The 16,018-nt window shown below is 50.8% G+C and carries 13 protein-coding genes; 6 read left to right on the top strand and 7 right to left on the bottom strand.

The window, feature by feature from the left end; all coding sequences use genetic code 11:
• Positions 1–10 precede the first annotated feature (10 nt).
• Positions 11–328 (bottom strand): hypothetical protein, encoded by a 318-nt coding sequence (locus ACO0K8_RS19350; RefSeq protein WP_422948287.1) that lies wholly within the window; start codon positions 326–328, stop codon positions 11–13.
• A 133-nt stretch (positions 329–461) separates the two neighbouring features.
• Between ACO0K8_RS19350 and ACO0K8_RS19345 the strand changes: the two genes are divergently transcribed.
• Both ACO0K8_RS19345 and ACO0K8_RS19340 read left to right on the top strand, forming a co-directional pair.
• Positions 462–1,436, top strand: a complete 975-nt coding sequence (locus tag ACO0K8_RS19345; protein ID WP_422948286.1) for a LysR family transcriptional regulator — start codon at positions 462–464, stop codon at positions 1,434–1,436.
• 73 nt (positions 1,437–1,509) lie between these two features.
• Complete coding sequence (locus tag ACO0K8_RS19340; protein ID WP_422948285.1) at positions 1,510–2,214, top strand: riboflavin synthase subunit alpha; 705 nt, start codon at positions 1,510–1,512, stop codon at positions 2,212–2,214.
• A gap of 89 nt (positions 2,215–2,303) precedes the next feature.
• Here the strand turns inward: ACO0K8_RS19340 and ACO0K8_RS19335 are convergent, their stop codons facing one another.
• The 4 genes from ACO0K8_RS19335 to ACO0K8_RS19320 form a co-directional block, all read right to left on the bottom strand.
• Entirely contained in the window at positions 2,304–3,788 is a 1,485-nt protein-coding gene (locus tag ACO0K8_RS19335; protein ID WP_422948284.1) for a M28 family peptidase, read from the bottom strand.
• Positions 3,789–3,983: 195 nt separating this feature from the next.
• On the bottom strand, positions 3,984–4,370 hold the full coding sequence (locus tag ACO0K8_RS19330; RefSeq protein ID WP_422948283.1) for a carboxymuconolactone decarboxylase family protein: 387 nt from the start codon (positions 4,368–4,370) through the stop codon (positions 3,984–3,986).
• A gap of 122 nt (positions 4,371–4,492) precedes the next feature.
• Complete coding sequence (gene chrA, locus ACO0K8_RS19325) at positions 4,493–5,836, bottom strand: chromate efflux transporter (RefSeq protein WP_422948282.1); 1,344 nt, start codon at positions 5,834–5,836, stop codon at positions 4,493–4,495.
• Positions 5,837–5,841: 5 nt separating this feature from the next.
• A complete protein-coding gene (locus tag ACO0K8_RS19320) occupies positions 5,842–6,306 on the bottom strand; it encodes a GFA family protein (RefSeq protein ID WP_422948281.1) in 465 nt (154 codons plus the stop codon).
• 195 nt (positions 6,307–6,501) lie between these two features.
• On the opposite strand from ACO0K8_RS19320, the gene ACO0K8_RS19315 reads away from it, so the two are divergent.
• From ACO0K8_RS19315 to ACO0K8_RS19305, 3 genes are all read left to right on the top strand, one after another.
• Positions 6,502–7,074 (top strand): outer membrane beta-barrel protein, encoded by a 573-nt coding sequence (locus ACO0K8_RS19315; protein ID WP_422948280.1) that lies wholly within the window; start codon positions 6,502–6,504, stop codon positions 7,072–7,074.
• Between the two features lie 315 nt (positions 7,075–7,389).
• Entirely contained in the window at positions 7,390–8,034 is a 645-nt protein-coding gene (locus ACO0K8_RS19310) for a LysE family translocator (RefSeq protein WP_422948279.1), read from the top strand.
• Positions 8,035–8,136: 102 nt separating this feature from the next.
• Positions 8,137–9,651, top strand: coding sequence for a DUF3369 domain-containing protein (locus ACO0K8_RS19305; RefSeq protein ID WP_422948278.1), 1,515 nt, complete (start codon positions 8,137–8,139; stop codon positions 9,649–9,651).
• Between the two features lie 21 nt (positions 9,652–9,672).
• Here the strand turns inward: ACO0K8_RS19305 and ACO0K8_RS19300 are convergent, their stop codons facing one another.
• Both ACO0K8_RS19300 and ACO0K8_RS19295 read right to left on the bottom strand, forming a co-directional pair.
• Positions 9,673–11,604 carry a GAF domain-containing protein gene (locus tag ACO0K8_RS19300; RefSeq protein WP_422948277.1) on the bottom strand — a complete coding sequence of 644 codons (1,932 nt, stop codon included), beginning with the start codon at positions 11,602–11,604 and terminating at the stop codon, positions 9,673–9,675.
• Positions 11,605–11,658: 54 nt separating this feature from the next.
• A complete protein-coding gene (locus tag ACO0K8_RS19295; RefSeq protein WP_126127544.1) occupies positions 11,659–12,117 on the bottom strand; it encodes an Lrp/AsnC ligand binding domain-containing protein in 459 nt (152 codons plus the stop codon).
• Between the two features lie 176 nt (positions 12,118–12,293).
• Between ACO0K8_RS19295 and putA the strand changes: the two genes are divergently transcribed.
• Positions 12,294–15,941, top strand: coding sequence for a trifunctional transcriptional regulator/proline dehydrogenase/L-glutamate gamma-semialdehyde dehydrogenase (gene putA / locus ACO0K8_RS19290; protein ID WP_422948276.1), 3,648 nt, complete (start codon positions 12,294–12,296; stop codon positions 15,939–15,941).
• Positions 15,942–16,018: the final 77 nt, after the last annotated feature.

Here is a 16,018-nt window from a genome sequence, read left to right as displayed (position 1 = left end):
TACTTGGTGTTTAGCCGCGTGCTGCCAGAGCGCGCAATTCGGCAGCCATATTTGGCGAACTATAGTCGAGATCATTAGCGATACGACGAATTGTCAACATATTGAGCAGATTACGGCTTGCAGTTTTTTGATCGCGAGTCATTTTTGGATGCAATACCAACAAGGCAGCGCGCAACATACCCATGATCAAAGGTTTAAATACGATCAATACGGTTGCCAGAATACCCAAGCCTAATAATGGGCGGGCTGCGGCGATAATGCTAGTAACGGCAACTTGGGCTACTGGCAATGCGCTGGCAGCTGGGAAGGCGATATTGAGAAAGCTCATGATTTCCTCTATCTTTCAATTTTAATTTGTGTAGCATCACTATATTGCAGTGCAATATATAAATCTAATTTTGATTTATCATATCTAATATGGTATTTGTGAATAATTGACTAAAACATCAGGAGATCATCGTATGAACTTCCTCACCCTAGATTTAAATTTGCTCAGGGTATTTGACGCCGTCATGGTCGAACAAAATTTGACCCGTGCTGCCGATAAACTGGCGATGACCCAACCGGCGGTCTCGAATGCGCTCAAACGCCTGCGTTTTTCGTTTAGCGATGAGCTCCTGATACGTACGGCACATGGGGTCAAGCCTACTCCGCGTGCCGAAACCCTGTGGCCAGCGATACGCCAGGCGCTTTCGACCCTAGAGGCGGCAATTGCGCCGACCAGTTTTGATATGGCCAAGGCGCAAACCACGTTTAGGATGGCGATGGCCGATGCCACTGCCGCGCTGTGGATGCCTGCCCTGGTCAGGGCGATAGAACGTGATGCACCTGGCATCAATGCCCGTATGGTGCCGCTGACTACGCGTGAACCTCGCCCTTTGCTGATACGGGGTGATATCGATATCGCAGTCGGATTTTTCCCTGGTGTAGTGGCGCAAATGATAGGCGGACAAGGCGCGGCGCGTAGCCCGATACGGCATGAACGCCTGTATTCAGGCCATTATGTGTGCGTGATGAGTAAGGATCACCCACTGGCAAAAACAGAGCTGACGCTCGATGCATATTGCAATGCAAGCCATCTTTTAGTCAGTTTTTCGGGACGTGCGCATGGTTTGGTGGATGAAGCCTTGCTGCAGATGGGGCGTGAACGGCGTATTTTACTCACCGTGAATCAATTTTTTACCGGTGGCAAAGTGGTGGCCAATTCTGATTTGATTACGGTCTTACCACATCATCTGATTGCTTCTACCGGGATGACCGATGCCTTGATCTGGAAAGAATTACCGTTTGCCATGCCCGAGGTGCATATCGACATGCTCTGGCATGAGCGTGATGCGCGTAATCCAGCGCATAAATGGTTGAGAGATAATTTGGTCAAGATGACCAACGATACCTTGGACGCCCAACTTGGGCACGATAAGCAGTTAGACACCTAGTCAGACTGCAGGCTGCACCAAAATCTAAAACACATTTACAATCTCGGCACTTCACTTTTTAGCGGAAACACCCATGTTTACAGGTATCGTCCAGGGCATCGCCAGTATCAATTCCATCACCGACAAGCCAGGCTTACGTACATTTACGCTCAGTTTTCCTCGGGGTTTTTGTCAAGATCTGGAGATCGGTGCCAGTGTCGCCGTAGATGGTGTTTGCCTGACGGTGACCAGCTTGCATGATGCCGACATGGCAGAGTTTGACGTGATGCAGCAAAGTCTGGCGATCACCACCCTGGGGGGTTATGCCCAGCATGGTCGCATCAATGTAGAGCGAGCGGCACGTGACGGGGCCGAGATCGGCGGTCACCCTTTGTCCGGGCATGTCGATTTCACCGCGCAGATCGCGGCGATACGCGAGTTAGAAAACAACTATGTGATACGGATCGCCGTGCCGCCAGAATGGCTGCGCTATATTTTTGCCAAAGGTTATATTGCCATCAATGGCGCTAGCTTGACGGTGGCAGAAGTGAACCGTCAGGAAGGCTGGTTTGAAGTCTGGCTGATACCGGAAACCCTGCGCATGACGGTGTTTTCTGAAAAAAAGGCCGGAGCCAGTCTGAACATAGAAATCGAGCGCAGCACCCAGGTGATCGTCGACACCGTGCGCAACATGCTGCAAGAAACCCTAGGCCCTTTGCTACCTGCTCTGGAAGCGTTATTGCAGCAGCAGGGCAAGAGCGTCGATGAGTTGGTCAAGCCGGGTGTTTTGCCCAAATAGATATTACAAAAAATTCAAAATACCTCACGCAGTATGCATGCGGCTTACAGCCTGATATTGGCCTGTAAGCCGCATGGATATTGCGCTGTCTATTTTTGTGGCAAAGGATAACTTGCTACGCTGACGTTGCCAAACTTATCCACAGCCTGTACGCCGAAAAAATAGTTATCCTTAGATTTTCCCTTGACCGTAAATTCAGTGACTTTGCCGACCAGCGCGCTGCCCTGCCAGAGATTACTGCCAGTCTCGCGCCAGACCACGCGATAGCTTGCCAGATCGGCTTCCTGGTTGGCGTCCCAGATTAAACGGGTATCGTTTTCCAACTGTGTTGTTTTTAGTTGCAGCCTGGCAGGCGCCGCTGGTGCCAGCGCCAAGCTCGCCAATGCCGCCGCGTTGACCCGCGTGACTTGGGCGGTGTATTTTGGATCGACAAACTCGGGCAGATCGCCTAGATGCACACCCTGTTCGCTCCGTACGTCCTGATGTTGATGGCGAAAATCTTCGTTCGGTTCGGTAAAGCGCAAGGCCGCATAGCCGCGTTCTAAAAAGGGAATATGGTCGCCACCGCGTAAATAACGGTCGCGTCTGTGCACCACATTCACCGTAAAATCCGCCACATACAGTTCGCCGATTTGCTTTACATGGCGCGCTAGCTGGCGCGAGGGGCTGTCGTTTTCGCCGCCGGTGGCAATCAGGGTACGCAGCGCCTCCGGCATCTCTTTTAGCGCAGGGATGCCTTCGGCAAATAGCCGTACTTGCCGATTATCGATTTCGCCATATTCAGAGCGCGAGCTGCCTATGATGTCGTTGGTAAACATGCCCTCGATATTCAGATTTTGTTCGCGTGCTTGCTGCGCCCAGTGGTTGGCACCGTACAGACCTTGTTCTTCGGCCGCCACCGCCATAAAAATAATACTCGCGTCAAACCGATGCGCCGCCATCACGCAGGCCATCTCCATCACGGCGGCGGTGCCAGAAGCGTCATCGTTCGCGCCAGGGGCAAAGGAGGTGGCGTCCATGACGTCGCTGGCACGCGAGTCATAATGGCCGCTGACCACGTAGTAACGATCAGGGGCGCTGATACCCTTGAGCTTGGCGACGACATTGACGATCTCGGTAGCGCGGCTCAGGCGGCGTCCTGCCGGTTCCAGATAGCTGTCAAAACTCACATCGAGCTGACCGCCGCCGCAACGCTCCAGCTCGGCCTTGATCCAACGCCGCGCTGCTCCTATACCTGTGGTCTCGGAGAGCGTATCTGACATCGTATGGCGGGTCTGAAAACTCACTAGCTTGCGTATGTAGGCATCAATACGGCTGGCAGAAATTTCTTTAACTATTTGTTTTATTTCAGGTTTTTTGCTCTTGATGAGTTCAGGTAAATTCCCGTCTATAGAATTATCAACATCCTTATGTACAGACTTACCACCATACTTATCACTAGGCTTATCAACCAGCTTATCCCTCTGCTTATCCCTCGTATTATCAACAACTTTATCCACAGCCTGGGCCGGTATTGCAACACACACATTTAACGCAATAGCGCCCAGCAAACAGCATTGACGAAGAATAAGCATGATGGTCTTTAAGGAAGGTGAGTTAGCAGTGTAAGCGAATACACCGGCTGTATCGTCGGTGTTGTATGGCTTAGTTTCAGGCTCAAATTCAGATTTTGATTTAAATCAAATGTAGAGGTTACCCAAAATCGATCACGCAATAAGCATGCGCCTTACCAGCCATTATCGGGCTGTAAGGCGCATGGCTATTGCGTATTAGCTTTGAGTGATCTGGCCCATCTCCGCCAATACCTCATGCGCGGAGCGGAAGGCATCGACCGCCAAAGGCATGCCGCAATAGACGCTGGCGTGTAATAAGACTTCCTGGATTTCTTTCATGCTGGCACCGTTGTTGACCGCACCGCGCACATGGCCGCGGATCTCGTGCGCGCGGCCGAGCGCAGTGAGCATAGAGAGCGTAATCAAGCTGCGGGTTTTTAGATCAAGGCCATCGCGGCACCAGGTCGTGCCCCAGGCATTGCGGGTGATGTATTCTTGCAGCGGCGCGGTAAACGCATCGACATTGCTGAAAGCTTTTTCGACAAAAGCCTCGCCCATCACCTGCTTGCGTATGCGCAAGCCATCTTCAAATTGACTGTCCATTTTTTTACCTTAGAGCTTGTTTAAAAAAGTGCTAGTCGACCGACCGGTTGTTCAGGTCAAGCTGACATATGCTAAAAATTATGCCATTTTCGCCTAGCCAGTCGTGCTTACGGCTTACCCAATTATTTCAACAGCGTCAGCAGTAAGCCAGCAATCGCGCAGGCCGCGATCACCTGCATCACACTGCGCTTATAACGAAAGAGGGCGACACAGGCGAGCACCGCAATTAACGCTGCAATTAAGTCTATCTGGCCACTCCAGCCCTGTGGCCACAATACGTGGTAGCCGAAGAACAGCGCCAGATTCAGTATTACGCCCACCACTGCGGCAGTAATCGCCGTCAAGGGGGCCGTAAAGCTGAGGTTTTTATGCGTCGCTTCGACTACTGGCCCACCGGCTAAAATAAAGATAAACGAGGGTAAAAAAGTAAACCAACTGACGATAATTGCCGCCAGCGTGCCAGCCAAAAATTGCTGCTCAGGACCAAATACCGCTTTCACATAGGCACCGACAAAGCCGACAAAGGCCACCACCATGATCAAGGGACCGGGTGTGGTTTCACCCAAGGCCAGACCGTCTATCATTTGTGTAGGTGTGAGCCAGCCGTAATAGCCGACTGCGCCCTGATACACGTAGGGCAGTACCGCATAGGCACCGCCAAAAGTAAGTAAGGCGGCCTTGGTGAAAAACCAGGCCATCTGAGTCAGGGTGTGATCCCATCCATAGACGTAGTTTAGGGCCGCCATCGGCAATGCCCACAAGGCTGCGCCTATGAGTAAGACGCAATTTAGCTTCCACCAGCTAAAGCGTGCGTGAGGTGGGGTCGGGGTATCGTCATCGATGAGAGCGGGTCCAAAAGACTTTTGGCTGGTGCTATGCCCGGCCTGACTAGAAAATTTTTGCGGCCAATAGCGCCCACCGAAATACCCTAACAAAGCGGCGCTCAATACGATCAGCGGGAAGGGCAGATTCAAGGCGAAGATCGCTACAAAGGAGGCTGCTGCGATGCACCATAAAGTGCGATTTTTCAACGCACGTCCGGCAATCCTATGTGCCGCCTGTAGCACGATCGCCGTCACTGCTGGTTTGATCCCATAAAACAGGCTAGCGACCAAGGACAGATGACCGAAGGCGATATACAGCCACGACAGTATGATCAATATCAGCAGCGACGGCAGTACAAACAAGACGCCAGCGGCGACCCCGCCACGAGTTTTATGCATCAGCCAGCCTAGATAAGTGGCGAGCTGCTGCGCCTCTGGCCCAGGCAAGAGCATGCAGTAATTGAGAGCGTGTAAAAAACGTCGCTCAGAAATCCAGCGGCGTCGCTCTACCAGTTCTTGGTGCATCAAGGAGATTTGTCCGGCCGGACCTCCAAAACTGATGAAGCCTAATTTGAACCAAAATTTCAGAGCTTGCCAAAACGTGATTTCAGAGATGGATGAGTGCGAGGATGGGGCTTGCATTTGGCTTAAGTATTTTGGTCTTTATGTTGTGCTTCCCAAGCCGCAAACAGGGTATCGAAAGCGGGCGGGTTTTCTGGATACTGCAGCATATTCGGGGGAATACTGATCCAGTCTTGTTTGCTCTTGGTCCAGATATGCGCGATTGGTTGAAGCTGGCGCGGCTCATTCAAGGTGCCCGGTTTAATACTGAGTTGATTTTGTCCCTTGATCTGATGAAATAGACGGGTGCCACAAGTGTGGCAAAAACGACACAGCATCTGCTGGCCGGATGGGGTAGCGCGTACCCATTGATTCAGTTCGCCGCTAAGTAGCTGCAACTTGGCATCATTAATCCATAATGCCATGCCGAAGGCGCTGGCTGATTGGCGCTGACACTCCAGGCAATGGCAGACGAACAGGGCCGCCGAGACACCTTGCACGCGATAATGTACTTTGCCGCATTGGCATTGCCCTTCTAAGCTTTCAAGCATGAATTCTGTCCTTGCATAAGGCAATCAGGTAGTTTGGTTTGTTTCAATTAGCGTCAAAAGCAACTTGTACTGGGAAACTTGTTATGACAAGGCTCACGTGCAAACGGTAAAATGCGAAGCATCCGACATCAATACCTGCTCCAGTATTGATTGTTAAAAAATTCTATAACACTTTTATCACGGGCTTACACTACCATGTCTAAAAAATCACTGTTAGCAATGAGTTTGCTGATCGCCGGTCTCGCCTTAAGCGCACATGCTTCGGCCCAACAACGCTATTTAGGCGCGGCTATCGGTACCGCCAAATGGAATATTGATTGCACAGGCGCGACCGCTTGCGATAAAACTGACACCAGTTATCAAATTTTGACTGGCTACAATTTCTCGCCAACTTGGGCAATAGAAGGCAGTTTTTTTTCACTAGGCGAAACTTCCGCCAGCAGTGCCGGTGTCGCAGGTGCGTTTAAATCTAGCGGCGTTGATGTGGCCGGTGTCGTCAAAACGCCGGCGATGAAGGGCTTTGTTGGCCTTGCCAAGATGGGCCTGGCATATGTCAAAGGTGAAGTGGTTGGCAGCGTCGGTAGCCTGATTGGTTCCGGCTCTAAATATTCGGTACAACCGGTGTTAGGGTTTGGCGTCATGTATCAAGTTAACGCCGACGTCAATGTGCGCGCCGACTATACCTATCGCAAGGTAAAAGTAGCCAATACTTCGAACGCGACCGGTAATGTTTCTACGATTACACTTGGCGCGCAATCGACGTTTTAATTAATGCTAACTTGACGGAGGTTTCGATCTTCGTCAGGAGCTAAACAGCGCTGGGTACAGCTAAGTCTGCACGCAGCGTTTTTTTTCGGCCAAATTAAGCATAGGGCGAATTTGGAAAACGCAAGGCGCATATTCCATGCGCCTGCTGGCGGCATTTTGGCTTGCAAGCCGCATGTGGTATGCGTACTGGTTTTTAGAAATAGCTTTTTTGCATACAGCTATCTTCTCAACCTGCAGTAAAAATTAGTCTCAAATAACACCGGTGACCAGTGTCGTTCGCACACACTATTTCCATTTACTTTGGAGCTTTTCAGCATGTTTGGTACCCAAGATCTGACCTTATTTGTTATCTCCGGCCTGTTATTGAATCTGGCTCCCGGCCCCGACTCTCTGTTGATCATGACACGTGCCGCCAGTCAGGGCTGGCGCGCCGGTTCGGCGGCAGCGCTAGGTATAGGCAGTGGTACTTTTGTGCATATTTTCGCCGCCGCGCTGGGTTTGTCGGCTGTGCTGGCGACTTCGGCAACCGCCTTTCTGATCGTAAAATTAATCGGCGCCGCGTATTTGTTGTACGTAGGATTGGGGTTATTGCTGAGCCAGCAAAAATCAGCTAAGGATACTGAACTGGACGCCACGCTCGCGACGCGCCTGAGTTATCGTAAAATATTTTTGCAAGGTTTTCTGACCAATCTCTTGAATCCCAAGGTCGCGGTATTTTTCCTCGCCTTTGTTCCGCAATTTATCGCGGCCAGTGCACCGGATAAAGCGCTGGCATTTATTTTTTTGAGCTGTATTTTTAATTTTAACGGCATGCTGTGGTGCCATTTTTTAGCACTCACTAGCGCTTACGCCAGCCAGAAACTGCGCGTGAACCGAGGCTTGACATCGCTACTGAATCGCCTGATAGGTCTGATGTTTGTCTCATTTGGGATTAAGCTGGCGCTGGCGAACAGGAGCTAAAACAGTAAATTGGATTCTTGATTGTTATGTGTAGCGGCTAGGGCTACAATGGGTTTGGCAGTTTATTTCCGATAGAAATCTTCTTGATACGGAATTCATCCTATGTCCTTCCTAGCTACTAGTGCAAGCAAACTTCTTCCGTGGAAAATTCTGTTGGTGGACGATGAACCCGATGTCCACACCATCACCAAAATGACACTCAACCGTTTTCTTTTAGACGGTCGTGGTTTGGTATTTTTAGATGCCTACAGTGGCCGCGAAGCGAAAGAAATTTTGTCCCTTGAGCCCGATATCGCACTGGTATTTTTAGATGTGGTGATGGAGGCTGAGGACAGTGGTCTGGAGGTAGCGCGCTGGATGCGCCAGGATCTGGGGAATAAATTTTCACGGATCGTTTTGCGGACCGGTCAGCCCGGCCAAGCACCGGAAGAAAGAGTGATCGTTGATTACGACATCAATGATTACAAAGAAAAAACCGAGCTCGACCGCAAGAAATTGTTTACCACCACCTTTGCCGCTTTGCGCGCCTATCGCGACATTATGGAAGTGGAGCAGGCACGTCGTTTTCAGATGAGTTATCGCGAAGGTCTGGAGCGTGTCATCGAAGCCTCGGCACAGATTTTTCAGCAACGCAATCTGATCGATTTCGCCAATGGTTTGCTGCAACAGGTGATCGCCTTATTACGCCTAGAACAAAGTATGCTGGTGCGCCTGCGTGGCGCTATCGGGATTTCGGGCGAACAAAAATATGAGGTGTTGGCACGCGTCGGCGAGGTAGAAGATGATAGCCATATTTTCTCACCTGAACTGCTAGCGCAACTCGATGAGGCGCGCACTACGCGGGTCTCGCGCCTGCATGGCGATACTTACGTCGGTTACTTCCCTAATAGTAGTGGCAAGGCCTCTTTGCTGGTCTTAAAAGGCGTTGCCGATGTGGGTGAGATCGATGCCAAATTACTTGAGGTTTTTTCTTCTGGCGTGGCAATCGCATTTGACAATATTTTGCTCAATAATGAAATCACCGAAACCCAGAGTGAATTGATTTTGCGCCTCGGTGATGTGGTCGAATCACGCTCGCATGAGGCTGGTAATCACGTGCGGCGCATGGCCGAAGTTTGCTATTTATTAGCACTTGCTTCGAATATGCCGGCCGATGAAGCAGCCATTCTCAAGCAAGCTGCACCTATGCACGATATCGGTAAAGTCGCGACCCCCGATGCGGTGCTGCTAAAACCAGGTAAGCTCGATCCCCAAGAGTGGGCGGTCATGCAGCAGCATCCCGGCATAGGCCTGTCGATACTGGATGGTTCGCACAGACCGATACTTCAAGCGGCCGCGATTATCGCGCATCAACATCATGAGAAATTTGACGGCTCTGGTTATCCACAGGGCTTGGTCGGAAATCTCATCCATCCTTACGCGCGTATCGTGGCCGTGGCCGATGTTTTTGATGCGCTGATGCATGCCCGTTGCTATAAGCCGGCCTGGGCCCTGGACGATGTGATACGCCATTTACAAAATGTGAGTGGCACTCATCTGGATGCGCAGTATGTCGATTTATTGATCGCCAATATTGATGCCGCGCTGGCGATCAATGCACGCTTTCCGGATTTCTAAGCTGGCGCTGAACGCCTTGCTTTATTCTTGCAGCAGGCGCGGAAAACGCAGGCTATAGCGCAGACCATGGCCGATTTCGCTGCTCGCCTGTATCGTCCCTTTGAGTACGCTAGTGATGAGATTAAAGATAATATGTGCGCCCAGACCACTACCGCCCTGCCCGCGTTTGGTGGTGTAAAAAGGGTCAAATAATTTTGTCAGTGCTTGTGCATCCATGCCATTTCCATTATCACTGTATTCCAGGCAAACCTGATCCGCGTCTAAGTATGCCGCGATATAAATTTGACCCTCGGCGTTAGTATTGAAACCATGCGTGAGCGAATTCATCAGCATATTCGTCAGCAATTGCGATAAAGCCCCGGGAAAGCTCGTCACCAGTATGCCGCTGGCGCAGTTGAGTGTGATGGCGATCTTCTTGCCCTTAAATTTGGGTTGCAGCGAGTGCAGGATTTCTTCCAGATAGTCGTGTAAATCAAATTCGCGCAATTGATCCGAGGATTGATCGACCGCTACTTGCTTAAAGCTGCGTACCAAAGTCGCGGCGCGGTGCGTATTGCTTTCGAGGATGCGCAGAGCCTGATCGAGTACCTCGAAAAATTGTTGCAGCCCTTGTTCGGTAAGCCTGTTTTCGGCTAGTTCCTGGCGTGTTAGTTTCAGCTCTTCGGCCAGATGACTGGTGGCGGTCACGCATATTCCCAAAGGGGTATTGATCTCGTGTGCGATGCCCGCTACCAAGCCACCTAACGCCACCATCTTTTCTTGTCTGACTAATTCACTCTGGGCTTCTTGCAGCGCTTGCAAAGCCTGGCTGAGTGCGCTGTTTTGCTGTTCAAGGTCGTTCTTGGTGATGCGTAATGCTAGTTCTGCATCAAAGCGCGATAGCGCACTAGCGACATGATTGGCGACAAAGGCGAGTAAATTCAGATCCTGTTCTGAATACAGAATTTTTTGGTCGTAGCTTTGTAAGATGATGACGCCGATGATTTGTTCATGCACCAGCATAGGCGCACCCATCCAGCTCGACATCTGCAAATTGCCAAGTCCATGACGAATTTCTGCGCTGGCTATCAATTTCTCAAAGCGCGCATGATCGATCAGTTGCGCTTGCTTGCTGCGTATCACGTAAGAACTTAAACCCACCCCCAAAGGGAATCTGTTCACGGCGGGCATCGCTTCGGTCTCGTCGACAAAATACTCTATGCTGATTTCATTGCTTTCTGCATGAAACCGCAAGATCACAAAATTGCGCGCGAACAGCAATTTAGCGATGCTGTTATGGATGCTGGCGTACAGGGCGTTAACATGTTCTACCGAGCTGGACAATTCGGCGATCTCAAACAGTGCACGTTGCAGTGCTTCGGCATGCCGGCGCTCAGCGATTTCATGTTCGAGTAGCGCGGTTCTTTCTTTGACAGCAAGCTCTAAGCTACTCATGCTTTGCAGACTCTGCAAGGCGATCGAGACGTGGCTGGCGATCAGGGTAAATAAGGCCTGATCTTCTTCACCGTACATGTTCTCCGCATGGTAACTCTGGATCACCATGGCGCCCAAAATTTGCCCTTGTTGATCGAGTAAGGGGCAACCCATCCAGTGTTCGGCGGGAGTGCCATTCCAGGCCGTGGTGATCATGGTTGAGAATTCTGCGGCCGTCAGTATTAGCCGCTGGCGATTCTGTATTACCCAGGAAGTAGCCGATTCATTGGTCGGCGGTAGGGCAAATAATTCGTCGGGATCAGGTGTCTGGTCCGCTTCATCGACAAAATAGGTAAAACGTACGCTTTTGTTGTGACCGTCAGTGAGGGCCGCATAAAAATTAGCCGCATACATGATGCGGCCTAGTGCCAGATGGACGGTTCTCAGAAATTCAGTGATATCGCGGCACGCAGTCGCTTTTTGACCGATTTCCAACAATATCGCCTGTACCGCTTCCAGGCGATGCAGACGATTTTCCATAAATGTCCTTATTTATTCAAACAAAGATATTTTCTGCCTGGGCGCCAGCAGTGACTATTTGATAGGCAAGCTAGTGGTGTTTTTTACCTCTTCCATCACGGCATAAGTATGCGTCTCGCGCACCCCATTGAGCTGCAATAAGGATTTTCCTAAAAAGTCACGGTAGGCATTCATATCCTTGACGCGGGCTTTGACCAGATAATCGAAACCGCCTGCGACCATATGGCATTCCAATACTTCTGGGATAGCCTGTACGCCCCGTTTAAAGGCTTCAAATACATCGGCGGTAGTGCGATCCAAAACTACTTCGATAAACACCAAAAGCGCGACATCGAGCAGGTGCGGATTGAGTTGTGCGGTATAGCCTAAGATATAACCCGATTCTTGCAATTTACGCACACGCTCGAGACAAGCAGCAGGCGAAAGGTTGACGCGGGTGGCTAATTCTACGTTGCTGATACGGCCATCATTTTGTAATTCGGCCAATATTCTTTTACTGATTTTGTCTAGCATAAGAAGTCAGAGATGTGGTTAATAATATTCGGTGTAATTGTCTCATGAAATATAAAATTCCGCCATAAGACGATATTTCCAGAATTAATCATAGGCGTTCACCTATACAATTAAATCAAATTTGCTTTGAGGTAAACCATTCAAAGCGCACCTTGATTTAAACTATAAAGATAATAATGCTGAGACCTACGCCTACGCCCTTCCAAGCTTTGCAAGCCGAACTGTTGCCACATGCTACACCTCTTCGCGATGCCATTACACAGGTTTATCGGCGCGACGAACAAACTTCGGTACAGTGGTTATTATCCAACATAAATCCCCATTCTGGTGCACAAGCGAATATCAAAGTTCTGGCGCATCAATTAGTTAGTGCTGTGCGTCAGCAGCGCACCCGCGCATCGGGTGTCGATGCGCTGATGCACGAATTTTCTTTATCTTCGGAAGAAGGCGTGGCTTTAATGTGTATGGCCGAAGCCTTGTTGCGGATACCCGATCATGCCACTGCAGATCGTCTGATCGCCGACAAAATCAGTAAAGGTGACTGGCGCAAACATCTGGGCGAATCGCCCTCTTTGTTTGTGAATGCCGCCACCTGGGGTTTGCTGGTCACCGGCAAACTGGTCAGCACCAATAGCGATCAGGGTCTCGGTTCGGCCTTAAGTCGCCTGATTACTAAAGGCGGCGAACCTTTAATCCGCAAAGGCGTAGATCTGGCGATGCGCATGCTGGGGAATCAGTTTGTCACTGGTCAGACTATAGCCGAAGCGCTAAAAAACGGCGAGGACAACGAGAAGCGCGGCTATCGCTATTCTTACGACATGCTGGGTGAAGCGGCTTTGACTGCGCATGACGCTGCCTTTTATTTTAGCGCCTACGAAACCGCGATTCACGCCATAGGCAAGGCCTCGAACGGGCGCGGTATTAAGGACGGCCCGGGGATTTCGGTCAAACTCTCGGCCCTGCATCCGCGTTACTCGCGTGCGCAAAGAGCGCGCAGCATGAACGAGTTGTTGCCGCTACTGAAAAAATTGCTGCTGCTAGCGAAACACTACAACATCGGTCTCAATATCGATGCCGAAGAAACCGAGAGACTGGAACTGTCCTTAGATTTGATGGAGGCCTTGGCCTTCGACGCCGATTTGAAGGGCTTTGAGGGTATAGGTTTTGTGGTGCAGGCCTACCAAAAACGCTGTCCATATGTGATCGATTATCTGATCGATCTGGCGCAGCGCAGCGGCACCAAATTTATGGTGCGTCTGGTCAAGGGCGCGTATTGGGATTCCGAGATCAAGCGTTCGCAAGTCGATGGCATGAGTGGCTTCCCGGTATATACCCGCAAGGTGTACACCGACGTCTCTTACCTATTGTGTGCGCAAAAATTGTTAGCCGCCACGGCTGTTATTTATCCACAGTTCGCCACCCATAATGCACTGACTCTGGCAACCATTTACACTTGGGCGCAGCAAGCAAATATTACCGATTATGAATTCCAGTGCCTGCATGGTATGGGCGAAACCCTGTACGATCAGGTGGTCGGCAAAGACAAGTTGAACAAGCCTTGCCGTATCTACGCACCTGTCGGTTCGCATCAAACTTTGTTGGCCTATCTGGTACGTCGTTTACTCGAAAATGGTGCTAATTCTTCTTTCGTGAATCAAATTGTCGATGAGGCGATTTCTATCGATTCGCTGATCGCCGATCCGCTCAGTATTGCAGCCGAATTGGGCGGTAAGCCACATAGCGGGATTTCTTTACCGGCAGATTTATTTGGGATAGAGCGTAAAAATTCGGCCGGCCTGGATTTCAGCAATGAGTTGGAACTACAAAAAATCGCTGCGCATTTCGCAAACTGCAGCGCCCAAGTCATCACCGCATTGCCACTCTTGTATGGGCAAGTCTCCGCTACCAGCTCACAGCCTGTCATCAATCCAGCCGATCATCAAGATGTAGTGGGTCATGTGATACAGGCCGACGCGCAGGATGTACAAATGGCCTTGCTGGCTGCCGAAAATTATGCGATAGACTGGCAAACGGTGACGCCTTCTGATCGTGCTGCTGTGCTGAAAAAAGCGGCAGACTTACTCGAGACTCAGACCCTCGATTTTATGGCCTTGGCGATCCGCGAAGCCGGTAAATCCCTGCCGAATGCTTTGGCCGAAGTGCGGGAAGCGGTGGATTTTTTACGTTATTACGCGGCACAAGTCGAGTTTTTGCCAAATACCCAGGCGCTGGGACCGGTAGTCTGCATCAGCCCCTGGAATTTCCCACTGGCGATCTTTATCGGCGAGGTCAGCGCGGCGCTGGCGGCCGGCAATGTGGTGCTGGCAAAACCAGCCGAACAAACGCCCTTGATCGCTTTTAAGGCCATACAGTTGCTGCACGACGCCGGTGTTCCACGTGGAGCATTGCAATTTTTACCGGGTACTGGTGAGGTGGTCGGTGCCCAATTAGTGGCCGATAAGCGTGTCAAAGGCGTGATTTTTACCGGCTCTACCGAAGTGGCGCATCTAATCAATCGCACTCTGGCCAAGCGTTCAGTGGCCGAGCATATCGATATCCCTTTGATCGCCGAAACTGGCGGGCAAAACGTCATGATCGTTGACAGCAGTGCCTTGCCGGAACAAGTCGTGAACGATGTCATTTCTTCCGCCTTTGATAGCGCCGGTCAGCGTTGCTCTGCTTTGCGCGTGCTTTGCCTGCAAGTCGATATCGCCGACAAGACGCTGGAAATGCTGAAAGGCGCGATGCAAGAGTTGCGCGTCGGTAAGCCAAATCAGTTGGCTGTCGATATCGGGCCAGTGATTGATCGCGAAGCGCAGCAAGCGTTGCAAGCGCATATCGATAAAATGCGCGGGCAAGCCAAGAATTTTTATGCGCTCGATCTGCCAGTCTCTTGCGAGAACGGCACTTTCGTCGCGCCGACTGTGATGGAGATCTCATCTTTGTCGGAGCTGACAAAAGAAGTGTTTGGTCCGGTCTTGCATGTCCTGCGTTACAAGCGCGATGATCTGCCTAAATTGTTAAAGTCTATCAATGCCAGCGGCTTTGGTTTGACTTTGGGCGTGCATTCACGCATCGATGAAACCATCGATTTCATTACGCAACGCGCGCATGTAGGGAATATTTACGTGAACCGCAATATCGTCGGTGCCGTAGTCGGGGTGCAACCTTTTGGTGGCGAAGGCAAATCCGGTACTGGCCCGAAAGCTGGCGGCCCCCTGTATCTGAAACGTCTGCAAAGAAATCCAGTCGCCACGATTGCCGGACATAGCGTGTACGAGCGTCAGGCGCCGGGTGCATTGGATGCCTTGCTGGTTTGGGCTAAAACCCATGGCCATGAAAAAATTGCCGAACTGGCGGATCAATACGCGCATCGTAGCCCTTACAAAATGACGATGGTCTTGCCTGGTCCTACCGGCGAGCGCAATACCTTGTCATTTGCGCCGCGCGGTCGCGTATTTTGTGCTGCCAGCACGGTCAATTGCTTGCTGAACCAAATCGCTGCTTTGCTGGCAACCGGCAATACCCCAGTGCTACCGGCGCAAAGTATCGCCTTATTACCTAGCGGTTTGCCGCTGTTAGTGCGTGATCGTATCTTGCAGGCTGAAGCAGATCAGGCGCAAGCCCAGTTTGCCTTAGTCGAAGGCAGCCTGCTAGCCGACTACAAAACCTTGTTCGCAGCCCAAAACGAGGCGATCGTCTGCGTCATAGAAATGCAAGAAAGCAACGAAGCACCACTGTGGCGTCTGGTGGCAGAACGCGCTTTATGCATTAACACCACGGCAGCCGGTGGCAACGCCAGTTTGATGACTTTGCAAAGTTAAGTTCAGCTTAGGATAGGCAAATATGGAAAAGGCCGGGCAAGAGTGCCCGGCTTTTTTTATTTTTATTTGTTCAATGT

This window comes from Undibacterium sp. Ren11W, from assembly GCF_049340485.1.
GTDB lineage: Bacteria > Pseudomonadota > Gammaproteobacteria > Burkholderiales > Burkholderiaceae_D > Undibacterium.
The sequence above is the reverse complement of the archived record's forward strand: the minus strand, read 5'-3'. Positions and strand labels throughout refer to the sequence as shown.